The 16,687-nt window shown below is 62.1% G+C and carries 13 protein-coding genes; 9 read left to right on the top strand and 4 right to left on the bottom strand.

Translation table 11 applies throughout. The features are described from left to right. The first annotated feature begins 53 nt into the window (after positions 1–53). On the top strand, positions 54–290 hold the full coding sequence (locus tag RO009_21420; GenBank protein MDT3687594.1) for a BolA family transcriptional regulator: 237 nt from the start codon (positions 54–56) through the stop codon (positions 288–290). A gap of 39 nt (positions 291–329) precedes the next feature. After that, positions 330–668 carry a Grx4 family monothiol glutaredoxin gene (gene grxD / locus RO009_21415; protein ID MDT3687593.1) on the top strand — a complete coding sequence of 113 codons (339 nt, stop codon included), beginning with the start codon at positions 330–332 and terminating at the stop codon, positions 666–668. Positions 669–760: 92 nt separating this feature from the next. Here grxD and rpsD read toward each other — a convergent pair whose 3' ends face one another. The 3 genes from rpsD to RO009_21400 all read right to left on the bottom strand — a co-directional run bounded on the left by rpsD (position 761) and on the right by RO009_21400 (position 3,569). Next, positions 761–1,378, bottom strand: a complete 618-nt coding sequence (rpsD, locus tag RO009_21410; protein MDT3687592.1) for a 30S ribosomal protein S4 — start codon at positions 1,376–1,378, stop codon at positions 761–763. A 160-nt stretch (positions 1,379–1,538) separates the two neighbouring features. Beyond that, entirely contained in the window at positions 1,539–2,369 is an 831-nt protein-coding gene (gene murI / locus RO009_21405; GenBank protein ID MDT3687591.1) for a glutamate racemase, read from the bottom strand. 393 nt (positions 2,370–2,762) lie between these two features. Further along, positions 2,763–3,569 (bottom strand): aspartate dehydrogenase, encoded by an 807-nt coding sequence (locus tag RO009_21400; GenBank protein MDT3687590.1) that lies wholly within the window; start codon positions 3,567–3,569, stop codon positions 2,763–2,765. Between the two features lie 125 nt (positions 3,570–3,694). Here RO009_21400 and RO009_21395 point away from each other — a divergent pair, with 125 nt between their 5' ends. Beyond that, positions 3,695–4,666 carry a tripartite tricarboxylate transporter substrate-binding protein gene (locus RO009_21395; GenBank protein ID MDT3687589.1) on the top strand — a complete coding sequence of 324 codons (972 nt, stop codon included), beginning with the start codon at positions 3,695–3,697 and terminating at the stop codon, positions 4,664–4,666. Positions 4,667–4,739: 73 nt separating this feature from the next. Next, entirely contained in the window at positions 4,740–5,108 is a 369-nt protein-coding gene (locus tag RO009_21390) for a response regulator (GenBank protein MDT3687588.1), read from the top strand. A gap of 318 nt (positions 5,109–5,426) precedes the next feature. Here the strand turns inward: RO009_21390 and RO009_21385 are convergent, their stop codons facing one another. Next, the gene (locus tag RO009_21385; protein ID MDT3687587.1) at positions 5,427–6,644 is read right to left on the bottom strand and encodes a hypothetical protein; all 1,218 of its coding nucleotides are present in this window, start codon (positions 6,642–6,644) and stop codon (positions 5,427–5,429) included. Between the two features lie 219 nt (positions 6,645–6,863). On the opposite strand from RO009_21385, the gene RO009_21380 reads away from it, so the two are divergent. From RO009_21380 to RO009_21360, 5 genes are all read left to right on the top strand, one after another. Then, complete coding sequence (locus RO009_21380; protein MDT3687586.1) at positions 6,864–9,203, top strand: methyl-accepting chemotaxis protein; 2,340 nt, start codon at positions 6,864–6,866, stop codon at positions 9,201–9,203. A gap of 351 nt (positions 9,204–9,554) precedes the next feature. Beyond that, on the top strand, positions 9,555–10,106 hold the full coding sequence (locus tag RO009_21375; GenBank protein ID MDT3687585.1) for a chemotaxis protein CheW: 552 nt from the start codon (positions 9,555–9,557) through the stop codon (positions 10,104–10,106). Between the two features lie 62 nt (positions 10,107–10,168). Continuing rightward, positions 10,169–12,445: a methyl-accepting chemotaxis protein gene (locus RO009_21370; protein ID MDT3687584.1), complete on the top strand. Its 2,277-nt coding sequence runs from the start codon at positions 10,169–10,171 to the stop codon at positions 12,443–12,445. Between the two features lie 141 nt (positions 12,446–12,586). Beyond that, on the top strand, positions 12,587–14,542 hold the full coding sequence (locus tag RO009_21365) for a methyl-accepting chemotaxis protein (protein ID MDT3687583.1): 1,956 nt from the start codon (positions 12,587–12,589) through the stop codon (positions 14,540–14,542). A gap of 190 nt (positions 14,543–14,732) precedes the next feature. Continuing rightward, entirely contained in the window at positions 14,733–16,646 is a 1,914-nt protein-coding gene (locus tag RO009_21360; protein ID MDT3687582.1) for a methyl-accepting chemotaxis protein, read from the top strand. Positions 16,647–16,687 lie beyond the last annotated feature (41 nt).

Here is a 16,687-nt window from a genome sequence, read left to right as displayed (position 1 = left end):
ACGCCGGCTTAGCGGCATTGCGCTTGCAGGGTTTTCGGGGGTACGTGTCTGGCATGCCAATGGATGCCAACGAAATCGAGCGGCTGATCCGGAGCGCCATTCCCGACGCCCAGGTCACCATCCGTGATCTCGCCGGGGACGGCGACCATTATGCCGCCACGGTCATCGCCGAAAGCTTTCGCGGAAAGTCACGGGTGCAGCAGCATCAGCTTGTGTACCGGGCCCTGAAGGACCAGATGGGGGGCGTGTTGCACGCCCTTGCGCTGCAGACCGGTGTGCCGGAAGGCTAAATTCAGAAGGAGCAGGGCGCCACGCCCAGGACAGACACAATGAGCATCAACCAGTTCATCGACAATGAAGTGAAGAGCAACGACGTGGTGCTGTTCATGAAGGGCACGCCGCAATTCCCGCAATGCGGCTTCTCCGGCCAGCTTGTGCAGATCCTGGATTACCTCGGCGTCCCCTATAAGGGCATCAATGTGCTTGAATCCGGCGAACTGCGCGAAGGCATCAAGGCCTACACCCAGTGGCCGACCATCCCGCAGCTTTACGTGAAGGGCGAATTCGTCGGCGGCTGCGACATCGTGCGTGAGATGTTCCAGGCCGGCGAATTGCAGTCGCTGCTGAAGGAAAAAGGCTTGACCGTGCAGGGTCAGGCGATCGCCTAATTGCGCCGCGTTCGCCGCCCGAAATTACAGGACCCTCACGAAAAAGGCCGCCCGTGTGGGCGGCCTTTTGAATTGGCGTGGTGAGAGCGCGCTTAGCGCGAATAGAACTCGACCACGAGATGCGGCTCCATCATGACCGGGTAGGGCACTTCAGCCGGAGACGGGATGCGGGTCATCTTGGCGGTCAGCTTGCCGTGATCAATTTCGATGTAATCCGGCACGTCGCGCTCGGCGAGGGCGGCGGCTTCTAGCACCAGAGCAAGCTGCTTGGAGGCGTCCTTCACCTCGATGACATCGCCAACCTTTACTTTGTAGCTCGGGATGTTGACGCGGCGTCCATTCACCTTGACGTGGCCGTGATTCACGAACTGGCGGGCGGCGAAGATCGTCGGAACGAACTTGGCGCGATAAACGACAGCGTCCAGACGGCGCTCCAAAAGGCCGATCAGGTTGGCGCCGGAGTCACCCTTCATGCGGATGGCTTCCTTATAAACCGCCTGGAATTGCTTCTCGGAGATATCGCCGTAATAGCCCTTCAGCTTCTGCTTCGCGCGCAATTGCACGCCGTAGTCGGAGAGCTTGCCCTTGCGGCGCTGGCCGTGCTGGCCAGGGCCGTATTCACGACGGTTCACGGGGCTTTTCGGGCGGCCCCAGATGTTCTCGCCCATGCGGCGGTCGAGTTTGTACTTGGCAGACGAGCGCTTTGACATATCGCGTCCTCTTGAAATGACAGGTCTGGATGAGGAACCGCGCCCTCCTCTGTCCCGGCTTTCCGGCCGGAACCGACAGGTCTGGGCCTTAAGCGTCGGCCAAAACCGCGGGTCGCGAAACGCCGAACGGGCCCATCCGGGCCCGCGCGACCGGCGGTATCTAGGAGGAAAAGCGGGACGTGTCAAACCTCGCAGGCACCGCGAGGACCCCTTCCGTCAGGCCAAATCCGGCCAGGGCCGCGGCCAGCGGCCCCGCGGGGGGCCGGCCGGACGTGAAATAGTGGCGGGCTGTGCCGGAATTTGCGCCTCGAGCCGGGCCGATCAGGTCAATGACCCGCCGGGCAATGGCTGGGGCCGGATCGACAAAAGTCACCGGCCAGGGGGCAAGCACCTGCAGGCGTTCCAGCAACAGGGGATAATGTGTGCAGGCGAGCACAACAGTGTCGGTGCGCACGCCGTTTTTCTCCACGAAGCAGGGCGCCAATTCGCCGGCGATGGCGGCCTCGCCGACAAGTTCTCCACGCAAATGTGCTTCCGCCAGCATCGCGAGGTTCTTTGATCCGACCAGGGTCACCTCGCAGCCCTGCGCGAAGTCGCGGATAAGGGTGCGGGTATATTCGCGCGCCACGGTGCCTTCGGTGCCGAGTACCGACACGAGCTTCGTCTGGGAAGCGGTGCAGGCTGGTTTGATCGCAGGCACCGTGCCGACGAACGGCACCGGGAAATTCTTGCGCAGTTCGGCAAGAACCAGTGTGGAGGCGGTGTTGCAGGCGATTACAATAAGCGTCGGCGCATGCTGCTCAATCAGGCGCGCCATTACCGTCAAAACCCGCTCGGTCAGTTCGCGCTCGCCGAAGCGGCCATAGGGGAAAGCGGCATCGTCGGCGGCATAGACAAACTGTGCATCGGGCCGCGCCGCCGCCACCTCACGATAAACGGTGAGCCCGCCAAGACCGGAATCGAAAACAAGAATGACGGGCGCGGATGTCATTTCATGAATGGCGGTTCAGGAGGCCGTTCTTGTCAGTCTCATGGACAAGGATAAAATATTCCTTCTGTCGACGGGTCAGGAAACGCTGGAGGAAACGATGAAAGCCATTCTGATTGCGGCTTTGACATGTCTTTCGCTTGCGCTTGTATCCGACGCTGCCTTCGCAGCAGGCAAGAAGAGGGCCGCGGCCCCTGCCGCCTGCACGACCGGGCAAGTCTGCGCCGCCAACTGCAATCCTGCTGGCTGGTGTCAGCGCATGGTTTGCGTTGGGGGGAAATGGGAAAGGCGCATGATGGGATGCTGGGGCGCCTTCTGCGGCCCAAGATGCTCGTGACGATGAAACCGTGACAGAAAACCCCGCGCGCGAACGCGGGGTTTTCTCTGCAGCTGGCGTCAGGTGCCGACACATAGCGGCGCGTACATTTTTCGCAATGTCGCAAGCACCGACAGTGCGACGATTCGGCCGGTCTTCGGATTGTCGGATGGCACATTCTCGATCGACATGCTGAAATTCGCCGAATCCGCAACCACCTCGATCGTGTGGCAATTGCGGGTGACCGCCGGATCCGCCCAGATGTCGATCATGGTCCGGTCAGGACCGATGCCGGCCAGGGACAAGGCGGCGACAACGTTCAGATTGGCCGGAAAGCCTTCTGCAGCTTCGCGCGCAGTGCCGCTGAAGACGCGTTTGGCCTCGGTCAGGCCATCGATTGAAATGTTGTGGCGTTCGAGATAGGGCGCGCCTTTCAGTCCCACAGGTGGCTTGCGTGTCGTCATGCGCACGGAGTCGATCTTGCCCTCTGCGGCGGCGGCGACCGCATCGAGGCCGATGAGCGCACCGGTCGGCACAATGATGCGCCCGCCTTTCGCCCTGGCGAGTTCAGTGAGCTCGGGACGCGGAAGCAACGCGCCGACGCTCAGCACCATCACCGATTTGCCGGCCGCGAGCATCGGGCGGCAAATCTGATCGAGTACGGCGGCCGGCGCGCATTCCACAACGAGGTCGGCATGTTTCGGAAACGCCTCGAAGGTCACGACCGGGCAAGCGATATTTTCCGACTTGAGCCAGGCTTCGGCTTTGGCCTTGTCGCGGGCGGCGATGCAGGCGAGCTGCAGCCCCGGAATACCATCGTTGAGCTTGCGCGCGAGTGTACGGCCGATGGCGCCGAGACCGGCAATTGCGACGCGAAGAACTGCCATGATGCTTGAAATCTCCCTGCACAGACGGGGTTCTTAACGTGGAGCCCGGCAGGGTCACAAGTGCGGCCGTCTTGACCGGCCTCCCGTGCCGGGCAAGTCTGCGGTTCGGCAAAGGAGACGTCCAGATGAAGAGGACATTGTTTGGCGCAGCTTTGGCTTCGTTCGTGTTTGCAGGCGCGGCACAGGCCCAGGATTACCCGAGCCGGCCGGTCACGATGATTATCCCCTTCGCCGCGGGTGGCCCGACTGACGTTCTGGGCCGCGTGGTCGGCGCGCGCATGGGCGAAATTCTCGGACAGCAGGTGGTCATCGAGAATGTCGGCGGCGCCGGCGGCCAGACCGGCTCCAAGCGTGTCGCGGATGCCAAACCGGACGGCTACACATTCGTACTCGGCACGGTCGGTACTCATGCGCAGGGCCAAACGCTCTACAAGAGGCCGCTCTACAATTCATTGACCGACTTCACGCCGGTGGCGCTGCTCGCCGAGGTGCCGATTGCGTTGATTGCGCGCAAGGATTTCCCGGCAAACAATCTCAAGGACTTCGTCGCTTACACCAAGGCCAACAAGGACAAGATGACTTTCGGGTCCGCCGGCGCGGGCTCAGCGACGCATCTTGGTTGCGTGGTTGCCAACATGGCGATGGGAGCTGATGTTACGCATGTGCCTTATCGTGGCACCGGGCCGGCGATGCAGGATCTGCAGGGCGGGCGCATCGACTATCTGTGCGAGATCATCTCGACAGCGAAGCCGCAGATCGACGGCGGATCGGTGAAGGCGATTGCGATCATGACCAAGGAGCGTTCACCGGCGCTGCCAAATCTTCCAACGGCCGCTGAACAGGGAACGCCGATGGAGGCCTATACCTGGAATGCCATCTTCCTGCCGAAGGGCGCACCGGCCGATGTCGTGAAGAAACTGGCTGATGCCGCCTCGCAGGCGGTCGACACGCCTGCGGTGAAAGAACGGCTCGCCGGTCTCGGTGCGACGGTAGTGAGCAAGGATCGCCGGACGCCGGAATATCTCGGCAAGTTCGTGAAGAGCGAAATCGAGAAATGGGCAGCGCCAATCAAGCAAAGCGGCGCGTCTGTCGACTGACATGCCTAGAGGCGGCGGGCTTCGGCCCGCCGCTTTCAGTGCGGCGGCAAGACTGCAAGGTATTGGGGGCGGCGTGACTCAGAAACGTGTGCTTGTGGTCGAGGACGAGGCGTTGATCCGCATGCTCGCCGTCGACATGTTGCTCGATATGGACATCGCCGCGGATGAGGTCGGTACGGCGCGCGAAGCCTTGGACCATCTGCGCGGCAACGCATCAGACTATGCTCTCGTCTTCATGGATATCGGGTTGCCGGATTTGCGCGGCGACGATCTGATCCGCGACATCCGGCAAATGCATCCCGATTTGCCCCTGCTGGTGGTAAGCGGCGAAGATCAGATCGAATTGAGGACACGCCTGGGTTCGTTTTCGCCCATTGCGTTCCTTGGAAAGCCTTACGACACCGACCAACTCGGCCAGGCGCTGAAGGCGCTGGGCGTCTGACTTGGGATTCTTCTCCGCCGATCAGAGATGAACCAGCGTCAGCGCGACGATCAGCGTGGACGTGAGCAGGCCCGACACGACAGCCAGCGTCAGAATGCCCCCGGCAAAGGGGTCGGCGCGGTTGAGGGTCATCGGAAGCATGCGGCCATCTCCGAGCATGTACGTGGCCGGATAAGGCGCGAGTCGCAGCCGACGATGCGAGTCATTTATTCGGCGCCGGCCGCTTGACTCTGCGCCACCGACTCGACTCCGGTCGTCAGTCAGCGCGCGATCGGACGCAAAACCGGTGCTACTTCTATTGATCATGCGCCCGCGCCTTCAGAACCGCGTGTTTTCGACGACGGTCCAGCCCATGTTTCTGAGCCGCTCCTTCGCGGTCGAGGTTGCCTGGCCGGTGATGCGCAGTTCGGGCCGGCCGGGGAAGCCGCCCCGCTTAACCGCCTCGTTGACACGCCCCATCGCCTTGGCGGTGCCGTCGGTCCAGGACAGCGCGTCGACCGGCCAAACCGCGGTTATTGAACCCGACCGGGTCTGGTTGAAGGGAAAATCGCCGAGCGAGACGAAACTCGCGATCTTTCCAGTCTTGGCGTTGTAGTCCGCGATCAGTTCGGCATAGCGGCGGTTGAAATAGGCGGCCTCGCGGGTCTTTACGCCGGCGGCGCGGCGCAGGAAGTCGGCGCGGCCGTCAACCTGGATCGTCTCCAGCGACGTCACCATCGACGTCATGTCGAGCGGCGTATAGGCGCGGTTGCTGACCAGTTGCTCGATCACCGTCCGCTCGACGCCCATGGCGGCGAGCTTCTGACGGTTGATATCCATGAGTTGCGCGGCCGAGTAATCGCGCATCATGTCGGCGACCTTGCCGCCGGTGGCGACATTCGACACCACAAGGCCGACCGCGCCAGGAATGGCCATCATGGCGCCGGAGACCACGAGGCCGCCAGCAGCGGCGGCTTCGGAAAGCTTCTGCATGCGATGCGCCAGCGGCTCGAAATCGGTATAGGGGTCGACGCCGAGCTTCGCCGCCAATTCGCGGCGCTTCTGATCGGCGCCAAGGCCGCCGAGTGGAGCGTCCTGCGACTTGCCGGCATTGGCCATGCCGGAGCCGACCTGGCCCATGGCATTGCCGATGCCGCCCAGCGTGTTGCCAATGGTCTGCAGCGGATTGATGATCAGGTTGCCGGCAAACTTGATCGGAGCGACCCCGGCCTCCACCAGCGCCTTGTTGAAGGCGTCCGAGGTGTTGATCTTGTCGAGCTCGATGATCGCGGCGAGCTCGCGCTGGCGCACCTGCATCATGGCGTCGCTGGTGATGCTGAAATCGCCATACGGGCTGCGCACATTATAGATGCGCAAAAAGCCGTCGCTGCGGACCGGATTGACGATGCTGAAATTGGGGCCTTTGGCCTTGATGCCGGGAATCCGGTTGGGATCAAAGTTGGGGGCAGGCTCCGACCAAGCCGGCATGACGGTCGCGGCGAGCAGAAGACCGCCTCCGGCCAAGGACAATACAGCCGAATTGAATGACAGACACATAGCAGCGATCCCCCCGCTTTGAACTGCTTTTGACGGCATTTTGGCCCTGATGTCCAGCGCGCGCTCAATGAAATCATGGAATCAATCAGGGCTTGGGCACAGACGCCGGCCGAGATCCTGAGCGCATTTTTCACAGCTAAGCCTCCGGACGCATGCCTTTACTCTCTTTAAACGCCGAACATCTTAACTCCCATCCGGGATGGGCGATTCGGGGGCAGAATGTTTACGCGCGTGTCGATCAATCTCATCCTCAAGACCATCATCGGCGCGCTGGGCGTGGCCCTGATCGTCATGCTTGCAGCCGGCGCCTGGTCGTCATGGGCACGTTTGCAGGCCGCCGAGCGGATCGTTGCGGTCGTCGAGGCATCGAGCCAGATGTTCACCGCCTTGCACAACCTGCGCATCGACCGCGGCGACAGCCAGTCGTTGCTTGCCTCGGACAAGCTGCAGGGACTTACCCCGGTCGTTGAGCGCACACGCGACGCAGAAATGAAGGCCTTGCGCGCCTCTGTTGCAGCGATACGCGGGATCGATTTCGCCGGCCAAGGCGCGGCCATCGCCAGCCTAAATCAAAAGATCGAGAAACTGGCAACCCTGCACAAGCAGACCATCGCGGCCTTGGCCCAGCCGCTCGCGTCGCGCCCGCCGGCCTTGCTGCAGGACTTCGTCAAGGAAACGACGTCCTTGCTCGAACTGCTTGACACTCTCTCCGGTCAGGTCGGCAGCCTCATCAAGCAAGAGGACGCTTACATTGATCAATTGATGAATCTGAAGCAGCTCGCATGGATGGCGCGCAATGCGGGAGGCGATGCCGCGCTCATGGTGGTGCGATTGCTCGCCGGGCAAAAGCTGCCGGCCAACGCGCTTGAAGTTTATTACACGCATCTCGGAAAGCTCGAGGGGTCTTGGACGGCGCTTGAATCGATGATGGCGGGCGTGACATTGCCACCCGACTATCTGAAAGCGGTCGAGCGGGCGAGGCGCGAATCCTTTTCCCGAGAGTATACTGACCTCAGACTCAAACTGCTGAATGAAGGCATTGCCGGCCAGAAGCCGAGCATGGCGCAGCCGGACTGGCTGAAGACCGCTTCAACGAATCTGGCCACGCTCCTCGGGGTCGCTGAGGCCGCGCTGACGGCGGCGAAGGACCACGCTCAGAACCAGCAGCAGGCGGCGATGCGGTCGCTTGTGATACAGGCGGCATTTCTTGCGGTCGCGCTCGTGATCGCGTTGGGCGCAATGATGATTGTGTCCCGGCGTGTCACCGGGCCGCTACGGCATATTCAGGGCGCGATGTTCAAGCTCGCGGACGGCGATTTCGACGTTGTGCTGCCAAGCCTGCACAGCAAGGACGAAATCGGCGATGTCGCCAACGCCGTCGAGCGGTTCAAGGTCCTGGCCGTCGAGAAAGCCCGCAGCGAGGCGGACGAGGTTCTCCGCCGGCAGAAGGCCGAGGCCGACTTGCAGGCCAAGGCGGCCGAGGAGCGGGCGCAGGCAGCCGAAGAACAGTCACGCGCCTTGAGCGGCCTGGGATTGGGCCTTGGCAAGTTGTCGGAGGGCGACCTGACATTCCGCCTGCTTGATGATTTTCCGGAGGCTTACGGCAAGATCAAGCATGACTTCAATCAGGCCATGGCGCATTTGCAGGAGACGATCCGCAACATCGCCCTGTCCAGTGAGGGCGTGTCGAATGCGGCGTCGGAGATTTCGGCCAGCACCGCCGATTTGTCGCAACGCACCGAGGAACAGGCCGCGAGCCTGGAACAGACCTCGGCGTCGATGGAGCAGGTGGCGGCGACGGTGAAGAAAAACGCCGAGAATGCCCAGCACGCCAATCAGCTCACGCAAGGAACACGGGACGTGGCGGATCGTGGCGGCGCCGTCGTGGCGCAGGCCGTGACCGCCATGGCGCAGATTGAGGAATCGTCGCGCAAGATTTCCGACATCATTTCGGTGATCGACGAGATCGCGCGGCAGACGAACCTTCTTGCGCTCAACGCCGCGGTGGAAGCTGCGCGCGCCGGCGAAGCCGGCCGCGGCTTCGCGGTCGTCGCCTCGGAAGTGCGCAGCCTGGCGCAGCGCTCATCGCAGGCTGCCAAGGACATCAAGGATCTGATCACCAATTCGTCCGGCCAGGTGCACGAAGGCGTCGAGCTGGTGAACAGGGCCGGCCAGTCGCTGCACGAGATCGTGGACTCGATCAAGAATGTCGCGGTGATCGTCGCCGAAATCGCCAATGCGAGTTCCGAGCAGGCCTCCGGCATCGATCAGATCAACCGTGCACTGACCCAGATGGACGAAGTAACGCAGCAGAACTCGGCTTTGGTCGAGGAAAATGCGGCGACGGCGAAGACGCTGGAGGATCAGCAGGCGGCGATGAACGAGCAGGTGCGCTTCTTCCATTTTGACGAGGCGGGGCAGCGCACGGCCGCAAAGCCCGTGCAGATGAAGACGGCAGCGCGCAAGGCCGGAACTGTCGCCCGTGGCGGCCCCGCGGGGCGCATGCAGGCCAATCTGGCGACTGCGCTGCAGGCGGAGACAGAGTGGGAAGAATTCTGAGTGCGTGGTAACAGCGCCGCGCGTGACTTATGCGCGGCGTCCGGGACGAAAATCGACGCGGCATTCGTCTGGGAGGTGTCTTTGCTCGCACCGCCGTCAACCAGCGCGAGTCTCCGCAACTGATCTCACGCGCGATGCGCGTGCGATCATGACCGGCATGCATTTGCCGGGGCGCATATTTTACCGTCTCTAAACGGAAATCAGATTTGATTCGCTGCAGTTTCTGCAGGCGCTGGGTGGACGAGTCGCAATCCCAAAATCTGACGGAAATGGGCCGGGCTGCCTTCGGCAGGCCTGACCGACGCGACGCATTGTCTTTGCCGCCAGGCGAAGCAGCTACGGAGAGCAGTCATGACACCGCAGACCGCAATGACAGCCGAAAACACGCGGGCGAGTTCGGGCGATTCCAGCAATGGCGAGAACGACGATCTTCTCCTGGACCGGACCCAGTTCATCAGTTTCGCGATCGGGTCAGATCAATATGGCGTCGACATCATGTCGGTCCGCGAAATCAAGGGGTGGTCCGAAATCACGCATCTACCGAAGCAGCCAGATTATGTGCGCGGCGTGCTCAATCTGCGCGGGGTGATGGTGCCCATCATCGATCTGCGCTGCCGTTTCGGCCAGGGCATGACCGAAGCGACGCCCATGCACATCGTCATCATCGTGCAGGTGGGTGCGCGCCAGGTCGGGCTGCTCGGCGACAGGGTGCTCGACATTGTCTCGATCGACCCCTCGCGCGTCCAGCCGGTGCCGCGGGTGGCGCAGGCGACCCGCATCGATTTCCTCTCCGGTCTGGTGACGATTGAAAGCGGCATGATCGCCCTGATCGATCTGCCGCATCTGCTCTCGATTTCGGACTCCGCCGATGGCGCCGGCGCGTCCGGGAAAGCGGCGGCCTGAGAGGAGGTAATTCAGGCCATCGCGGCCACGTGCTCCGTGCTTCTACGACAATGGGACCCACAATGACTGCCTTTGGAAATCTGAACTCCCGGTTCAAGATCGGCACCCGCATCAGTGCCGGCTTCATGCTCGTGCTCGCACTCATGCTCATCGTCGCAGCCAGCGGCTATCTGGGCCTGCGGAGCGCCCAGGACAGCTTTCACGACTATCTGCGCGTGTCCGAGAACACCGATCGGGTCGCCGAGGCCGACCGCGATTTCGTGGCCATGCGGCTCAACATGCAATTCTATATCCAGAATTCGGACGAGAAGTCGCTGGCGCGGGTGCGCGAATTGGGCAAGGAGATTCGCAGCGGCTACGACATGGTCGCGCAAACCGCCTTACTGGCCGAGAATCGCGACCTCGCCAAGCAGATCCTGGCGCAGACAGATCAATATATGGCTGGCTTCGAGGCCATCGTGAAAAACCAGGCGGAAGCCAACAAGACGGTCGCCGGTTCGACCATTCCGCTCGGCAACAAGCTGCGCGATGAACTGAAAGAGCTGATGCAGACCGCCGCACGCGAATATGACCTTGCCGCCGCGAGCATGGCCGGCGTCGCCATGGAGCAGTTCCTGTGGGCGCGCATCAACGGCCTGCAGCATAATCAGAGCAACAATCCCAAGTTTGAACAGGCGGCGCGCGCGGAATTCGCGGCGTTGTCGGAGACGTTCAAGAAGATGACGCAAGCTGCGCACACGCCCGAGCGCAAGGAAAAGATGCAACAGCTCACGGCGGCGCTCACGACTTATCTGGCTGCGTTTGACACAACGATGAAGCTTCTGGCCGAGCGCAAGTCCCTGCTGGCGGCCGAGAACAAAATGTCAGCCGAGATGATAGCGACCCGTTTCAAGCTCAAGGGTAACCAGGAGAAGGCGCTTGCCGAGATGAAAGCGGCGAGCGAAGCCAAAATCATCTCGGCGCAGACCACGGCGCTTGCGGTGTCCGGTCTCGCGCTCGTGCTGGGCATTGTGCTCGCCTGGTTCATCTCGCGCGGCATCACCAGACCCATCCTGTCGCTCAGCGGCGTGATGCGGGCTTTGAGCGGCGGCAGGCTCGATACCGAGGTGGCCGGCACCGACCGCGGCGACGAGATCGGCGAAATGGCGCAGGCCGTTCTTGTGTTCCGCGATGCCGGCCGTGAGAAGATGCGTCTGGAAAAAGTCGCCGAGGAACAGCGTCAGGCGGCGGAAGCCGAGCGGGCCCGCAGCGAGGCGGCGCAGCGCGAAGCGGCGCGCCAAGTGGCGCAGGTTGTCGAGGGGCTGGGACGCGGTCTCGAACGCCTGGCGCAAGGCGATCTGACCTATCGCGTAAAGGACGAATGGGCTGCCGAATACAGGAAAATCCAGGAAGACTTCAACGCCGCCATCGGTCAGCTGCAGGACACGATCAAGAATATCGCCCTGTCCAGCAGCGAGGTGTCGAGCGCGGCCGCGGAAATTTCCACGAGCACGACCGACCTCTCGCAGCGTACCGAAGAGCAGGCGGCGAGCCTGGAGGAAACCTCAGCCTCGATGGAAGAAATGGCGGCGACGGTGAAAAAGAACGCGGAAAACGCGCAGCACGCCAATCAACTGGCGCAAGGCACGCAGGGAATCGCCAATCGCGGTGGCGCGGTGGTGGCGGAAGCCGTCACTGCGATGGCGGCGATCGAGGAATCCTCGCGCAAGATTTCCGACATCATTTCGGTGATCGACGAGATCGCGCGGCAGACGAACCTCTTGGCACTCAACGCCGCGGTGGAAGCTGCGCGCGCTGGCGAAGCCGGCCGCGGCTTCGCGGTCGTCGCCTCGGAAGTGCGGAGCCTGGCCCAGCGCTCCTCGCAGGCGGCGAAAGACATTAAGGATCTGATCACCAACTCGTCCGGCCAGGTGCAGCAGGGCGTCGACCTGGTCAATCGCGCCGGACAATCGCTGAACGAGATCATGGAATCGATCAGAAATGTTGCCGTGATCGTCGCCGACATTGCCAATGCCAGCGCCGAGCAGGCCTCCGGCATCGATCAGATCAACAAGGCGCTGAATCAGATGGACGAAGTGACGCAGCAGAACTCGGCTCTGGTCGAAGAGAATGCGGCGACGGCAAAAACTCTGGAAGATCAGCAGTCGGCCATGAACGAACGAGTCGGGTTTTTCCGCTTCGATCAGGACAGCGGCCATGTGTTGCAACCGGCGCGCAAGCCGGCGCAGACAAGGGCCGTCCCGCAGAAGGCGGCCCAGGTGGCGCGCGGCCCCGTCGCACGCATGCAGGCCAATCTCGCCACGGCGCTGAAAGCCGAGGCGGAATGGGAAGAATTCTGATCTTGTGAAGGAGACAGATTGTGCCGCGGCGGTCAGCTCCTTGCTGGCCATTCAGGTGGCCGTCCGGCCAAGGTTAAAGGAAATTTTGAGATCAGGTCCCGACAATTCGGCCGTATGCGATTCGGCTGGATGGGGGCCTTCATGAAGTTTCTCGACCACCTCAAAATCTCGGTGAAGATCGTCGGCGTTATCGGGGTCCTCGCCGTCGTCACCGCGTTTCTGGTGATCCAGAGCGGGCTGATGATGAGCGAGATCGACAGGACCTACGATGAACTGAACACCAAGCTCGTTCCGGCCCGGCTGGAGGTCACCCGCGCCACGCGTCAGGCCACCAATATCGGCTTTGGCGCCTTCCGCACTCTCGGCATGGATATCGGGTCCGATCAGGCCAAGCGCGGCGTGTTCGATGTCGACGACGGCTACAAGCGCGCCCAGATATTCCTCGGCAACGCCACCCGGGCCAACCCCGAAAACAAGCCGACCTACGATAGATTCCTCGCCAATTTCGCCGAGCTGCATCAGCTCGCCAAGAAAGTGATTGACCTCAGCCAGAAGGACATCACCGAGGCAACGATGGTGATGGGCAGCGCCGAGAAGAAGATCGACGACATGCTGAAGGAGATGATCTCTTTCACCGGCGATCTCGAAAAGCAGACCAATGCGGTGACCGCCGTCACCTCGGCCTCCGCCAAGACGGCCATTCTCACCAATTACATTATGGGTTTTTCGGCTTTGCTGATCTGCCTGGGGCTGGGTCTGTGGATCGCCATGTTCAAGATTTCGCGGCCGCTGACGCAGCTCGCCCAGCGCATGGGCGTGCTCGCGAATGGCGATCTGTCGGTCGAGATTGATGGTCAGTCGCGCGGCGACGAAGTCGGCACGATGGCCAAGGCGGTGCAGGTGTTCAAGGACAATGCTCTGGCCTTAAAGGCGGCGGAAGCGGCGGCCGCCGAACAACGTCGGGCGGCGGAAGCCGAGCGCGCGCGAAATGAAGCGGCACAGCGTGAGGCCGCGCTGCAGGTGCAGAAGGTGGTGACCGGCCTTGGCGACGGCCTCGAGCGTCTGGCGCGCGGCGACCTGACCTATCGTCTGACCGACGAATTCGCCGACGAGTATCGGAAGGTCCGGGACGATTTCAACGACGCCATCGCGCAATTGCAGGAGACGATCGCCAACATCGCGCGGGCGAATGCCGAGGTGTCGAATGCCGCTTCCGAGATATCTTCCAGTACGACCGACCTGTCGCAGCGCACCGAAGAGCAGGCGGCAAGCCTCGAGGAAACCTCCGCGTCCATGGAAGAGATTTCCGCCACAGTCCGGAAGAACGCCGAGAATGCCCAGCATGCCAATCAGTTGACTCAAGGCACGCAGGATGTCGCCAATCGCGGCGGTGTTGTGGTGGCGCAGGCGGTGACGGCGATGGCGCGGATTGAGGAATCCTCGCGCAAGATCGCCGATATCATCAGCGTCATCGACGAGATCGCGCGGCAGACGAACCTCTTGGCGCTCAACGCCGCGGTGGAAGCCGCTCGTGCCGGCGAAGCTGGGCGCGGTTTCGCGGTGGTCGCGTCGGAGGTGCGCAGCCTGGCGCAGCGGTCCTCGCAGGCCGCCAAGGACATCAAAGATCTGATCACCAATTCGTCGGGTCAGGTGCAGGAAGGCGTGGACCTGGTGAACAAGGCCGGCGCGTCACTCAATGAGATCGTCGAATCGATCAAGAATGTTGCGACCATCGTCGCCGAGATTGCCCATGCCAGCTCAGAGCAGGCCAGCGGCCTCGATCAGATCAGCAAGGCGCTGACGCAGATGGACGAAGTGACGCAGCAGAACTCGGCTTTGGTCGAGGAAAATGCGGCCACGGCGAAGACGCTCGAGGATCAGCAACTCGCCATGAGCGAGCAGGTCGGATTCTTCCGCTTCGACGCTGATGGCGCCCAGGTCGCGAAGGCCGCCGATGCAACCGCCGCATCGCTGCGGCCTGCGCCAAAACCGGCTGTAGTGCGGAAGCCGAGTGTGGCCGAGTGCGGCCCGGTGGGTCGCATGCAGGCCAATCTCGCGGCCGCCCTGAAGGAAGATTCCGAGTGGCAGGAGTTCTGACGATGGTGGATGACATTCCATGTCGCGAAAAAGCGCATTAAATAAATTCTAATCATCTCTGTGAAATGTCGAGGTCGATACGGCGTGTGATGGGCGCGCCGAATCGGCCTTTTGCTTTGGAACTTACAAGGTGACTGCGACCGCGCCCGCAATCGCTGCGGGAAGGAACTTCAGACGAGGAATTGCTTCGATGCTCAGACTGCCCGCCATTTCCATTTCTACCAAGCTCTACGCGCTGTTTGCCCTTCTTGGTACCTTGACAGTAGTTTTGGCGGGATACGCGGTCGTCAATTCGCGCAATAATGAAATTCTGTCTGAACAGCTCCAGTCCGCCTTTGCCGGCGCTCAGAATGTCGAGCGGGTCAACAGCCTGATCTATGCCGTGGTGATGGAATCGCGCGGCATCTACATGTCGCCGGACATCAAAACGGCCAAGCGGTTCGGCAACAATCTTCTGAAATTCAATGGCCAGATCGCCGATGTGGTCAGCGCGTGGAAAGGCGTGGTGCAGGCCGACGACGCCGCCCAGTTCGAGGCTTTCTCGAAGCGGATCGCGCAGTTCCAGGATTTCCGCCGCGAGCTGGTGCGGCTGGGGACTGAGGTCGATCCCAAGGCGGGGCGCCAATGGGGCGACAATGAAGCAAACCGTTCTGTGCGCTCGGCCCTGAACAAGGATCTGGAGGCGCTGGCGCAGCTCTACAAGCGCCGCGCCGAACGCATCAACGCCGAACTTGCCGCCGCCATCGAGCGCATGGGGCTTGTGATGGGCGCGCTCGGGGTCATTGCTATTCTCTGCGCCGTCACCGGCGTATTGATCACCTGGCGCAGCGTGGTCCGGCCCTTGGCGCAACTCGTCAAGACGATGGGAATTCTGGCCCGGGGCGATCTCACCGTGGACGTCGATGGTCAGCGGCGGGGCGACGAGGTCGGCAGCATGGCGAAGGCGGTGCAGGTCTTCAAGGACAACGCGCTGGCGCTTCGGGAATCGGAGGCTCAGGCGGAGGAACAGCGCCGCGCGGCCGACGAGGAACGCGCGCGCAACGAAACGGCCAGGGCGGAAGCGTCCCGGCAGGTGGCAAAGGTGGTGGAAGGTCTCGGCGCCGGGCTTGAACGGCTGGCCAGTGGCGACCTGACTTACCGCCTGACCGATCAGTTCTCCGCCGACTACGTCAAGATTCAGGATGACTTCAATTCGGCGATCACCCAGTTGCAGGAGACAATCAAGAATATCGCCCAGTCCACCTCGGAAGTGTCCAACGCGGCGAGCGAAATCTCCACCAGCACGACCAATCTGTCGCAGCGCACCGAGGAACAGGCTGCAAGCCTGGAAGAAACCTCGGCCTCGATGGAAGAAATCTTGGTGACGGTGCGCAAGAATGCCGAGAATGCCCAACATGCCAACCAACTGGCGCAGAATACGCGGGAAATCGCGAACCGCGGCGGCACGGTGGCGGCGGAAGCGGTGACGGCGATGGCTCGGATCGAGGAATCCTCACGCAAGATCGCCGACATCATCAGCGTGATCGACGAGATCGCGCGCCAGACCAACTTGCTGGCGCTGAATGCAGCCGTGGAGGCCGCCCGCGCCGGCGAGGCCGGGCGCGGGTTCGCGGTGGTCGCCTCCGAAGTCCGCAGCCTCGCGCAACGTTCGGCGCAGGCGGCGAAAGACATCAAGGACCTGATTATCAATTCGGCCGGCCAGGTGCATGAGGGAGTGGAACTGGTCAACAAGGCCGGCACCTCGCTGCATGAGATCGTGGATTCGATCAAGGACGTCGCCGCCATTGTCGCGGACATCGCCGCGGCCAGTTCCGATCAGGCCTCCGGCATCGACCAGATCAACAAGGCGCTGAGCCAGATGGACGAAGCCACGCAGCAGAACTCGGCTCTGGTCGAGGAAAACGCCGCCACTGCCAAGACCCTGGAAGACCAGCAATTGGCCATGAGCGAGCAGGTCGGATTCTTCAGCTATGCGCCGGCTACCCGCCAAGTGGCTGAAAAGCCAAGCGTTGTAACCGTCCTGAAACGCCCGGCAGGCAAGGCCGTCCGCCGTGGCGGCACCGCGGTTGCCGTGGCCGCGGAGCAGGAATGGCAGGAATTTTAAACCTTTTTCTCGGCATGATGACACCGCCGGTCGATCCGGCA

The sequence above is a fragment of the Pseudorhodoplanes sp. genome (genome assembly GCA_032027085.1).
In the GTDB taxonomy this organism is placed as follows: domain Bacteria; phylum Pseudomonadota; class Alphaproteobacteria; order Rhizobiales; family Xanthobacteraceae; genus Pseudorhodoplanes.
Note: the sequence above shows the minus strand (reverse complement) of the source record. Positions and strands in the feature narration are given on the sequence as shown.

Coding starts and splice junctions, on each gene's coding strand:
- RO009_21385 (MDT3687587.1), bottom strand. CDS start 6,644: ATGTGTCTGTCATTCAATTCGGCTGTATTGTCCTTGGCCGGAGGCGGT.
- RO009_21380 (MDT3687586.1), top strand. CDS start 6,864: ATGTTTACGCGCGTGTCGATCAATCTCATCCTCAAGACCATCATCGGC.
- RO009_21400 (MDT3687590.1), bottom strand. CDS start 3,569: ATGGCAGTTCTTCGCGTCGCAATTGCCGGTCTCGGCGCCATCGGCCGT.
- RO009_21370 (MDT3687584.1), top strand. CDS start 10,169: ATGACTGCCTTTGGAAATCTGAACTCCCGGTTCAAGATCGGCACCCGC.
- RO009_21360 (MDT3687582.1), top strand. CDS start 14,733: ATGCTCAGACTGCCCGCCATTTCCATTTCTACCAAGCTCTACGCGCTG.
- RO009_21365 (MDT3687583.1), top strand. CDS start 12,587: ATGAAGTTTCTCGACCACCTCAAAATCTCGGTGAAGATCGTCGGCGTT.
- RO009_21375 (MDT3687585.1), top strand. CDS start 9,555: ATGACACCGCAGACCGCAATGACAGCCGAAAACACGCGGGCGAGTTCG.
- murI (MDT3687591.1), bottom strand. CDS start 2,369: ATGACATCCGCGCCCGTCATTCTTGTTTTCGATTCCGGTCTTGGCGGG.
- RO009_21395 (MDT3687589.1), top strand. CDS start 3,695: ATGAAGAGGACATTGTTTGGCGCAGCTTTGGCTTCGTTCGTGTTTGCA.
- grxD (MDT3687593.1), top strand. CDS start 330: ATGAGCATCAACCAGTTCATCGACAATGAAGTGAAGAGCAACGACGTG.
- RO009_21420 (MDT3687594.1), top strand. CDS start 54: ATGCCAATGGATGCCAACGAAATCGAGCGGCTGATCCGGAGCGCCATT.
- rpsD (MDT3687592.1), bottom strand. CDS start 1,378: ATGTCAAAGCGCTCGTCTGCCAAGTACAAACTCGACCGCCGCATGGGC.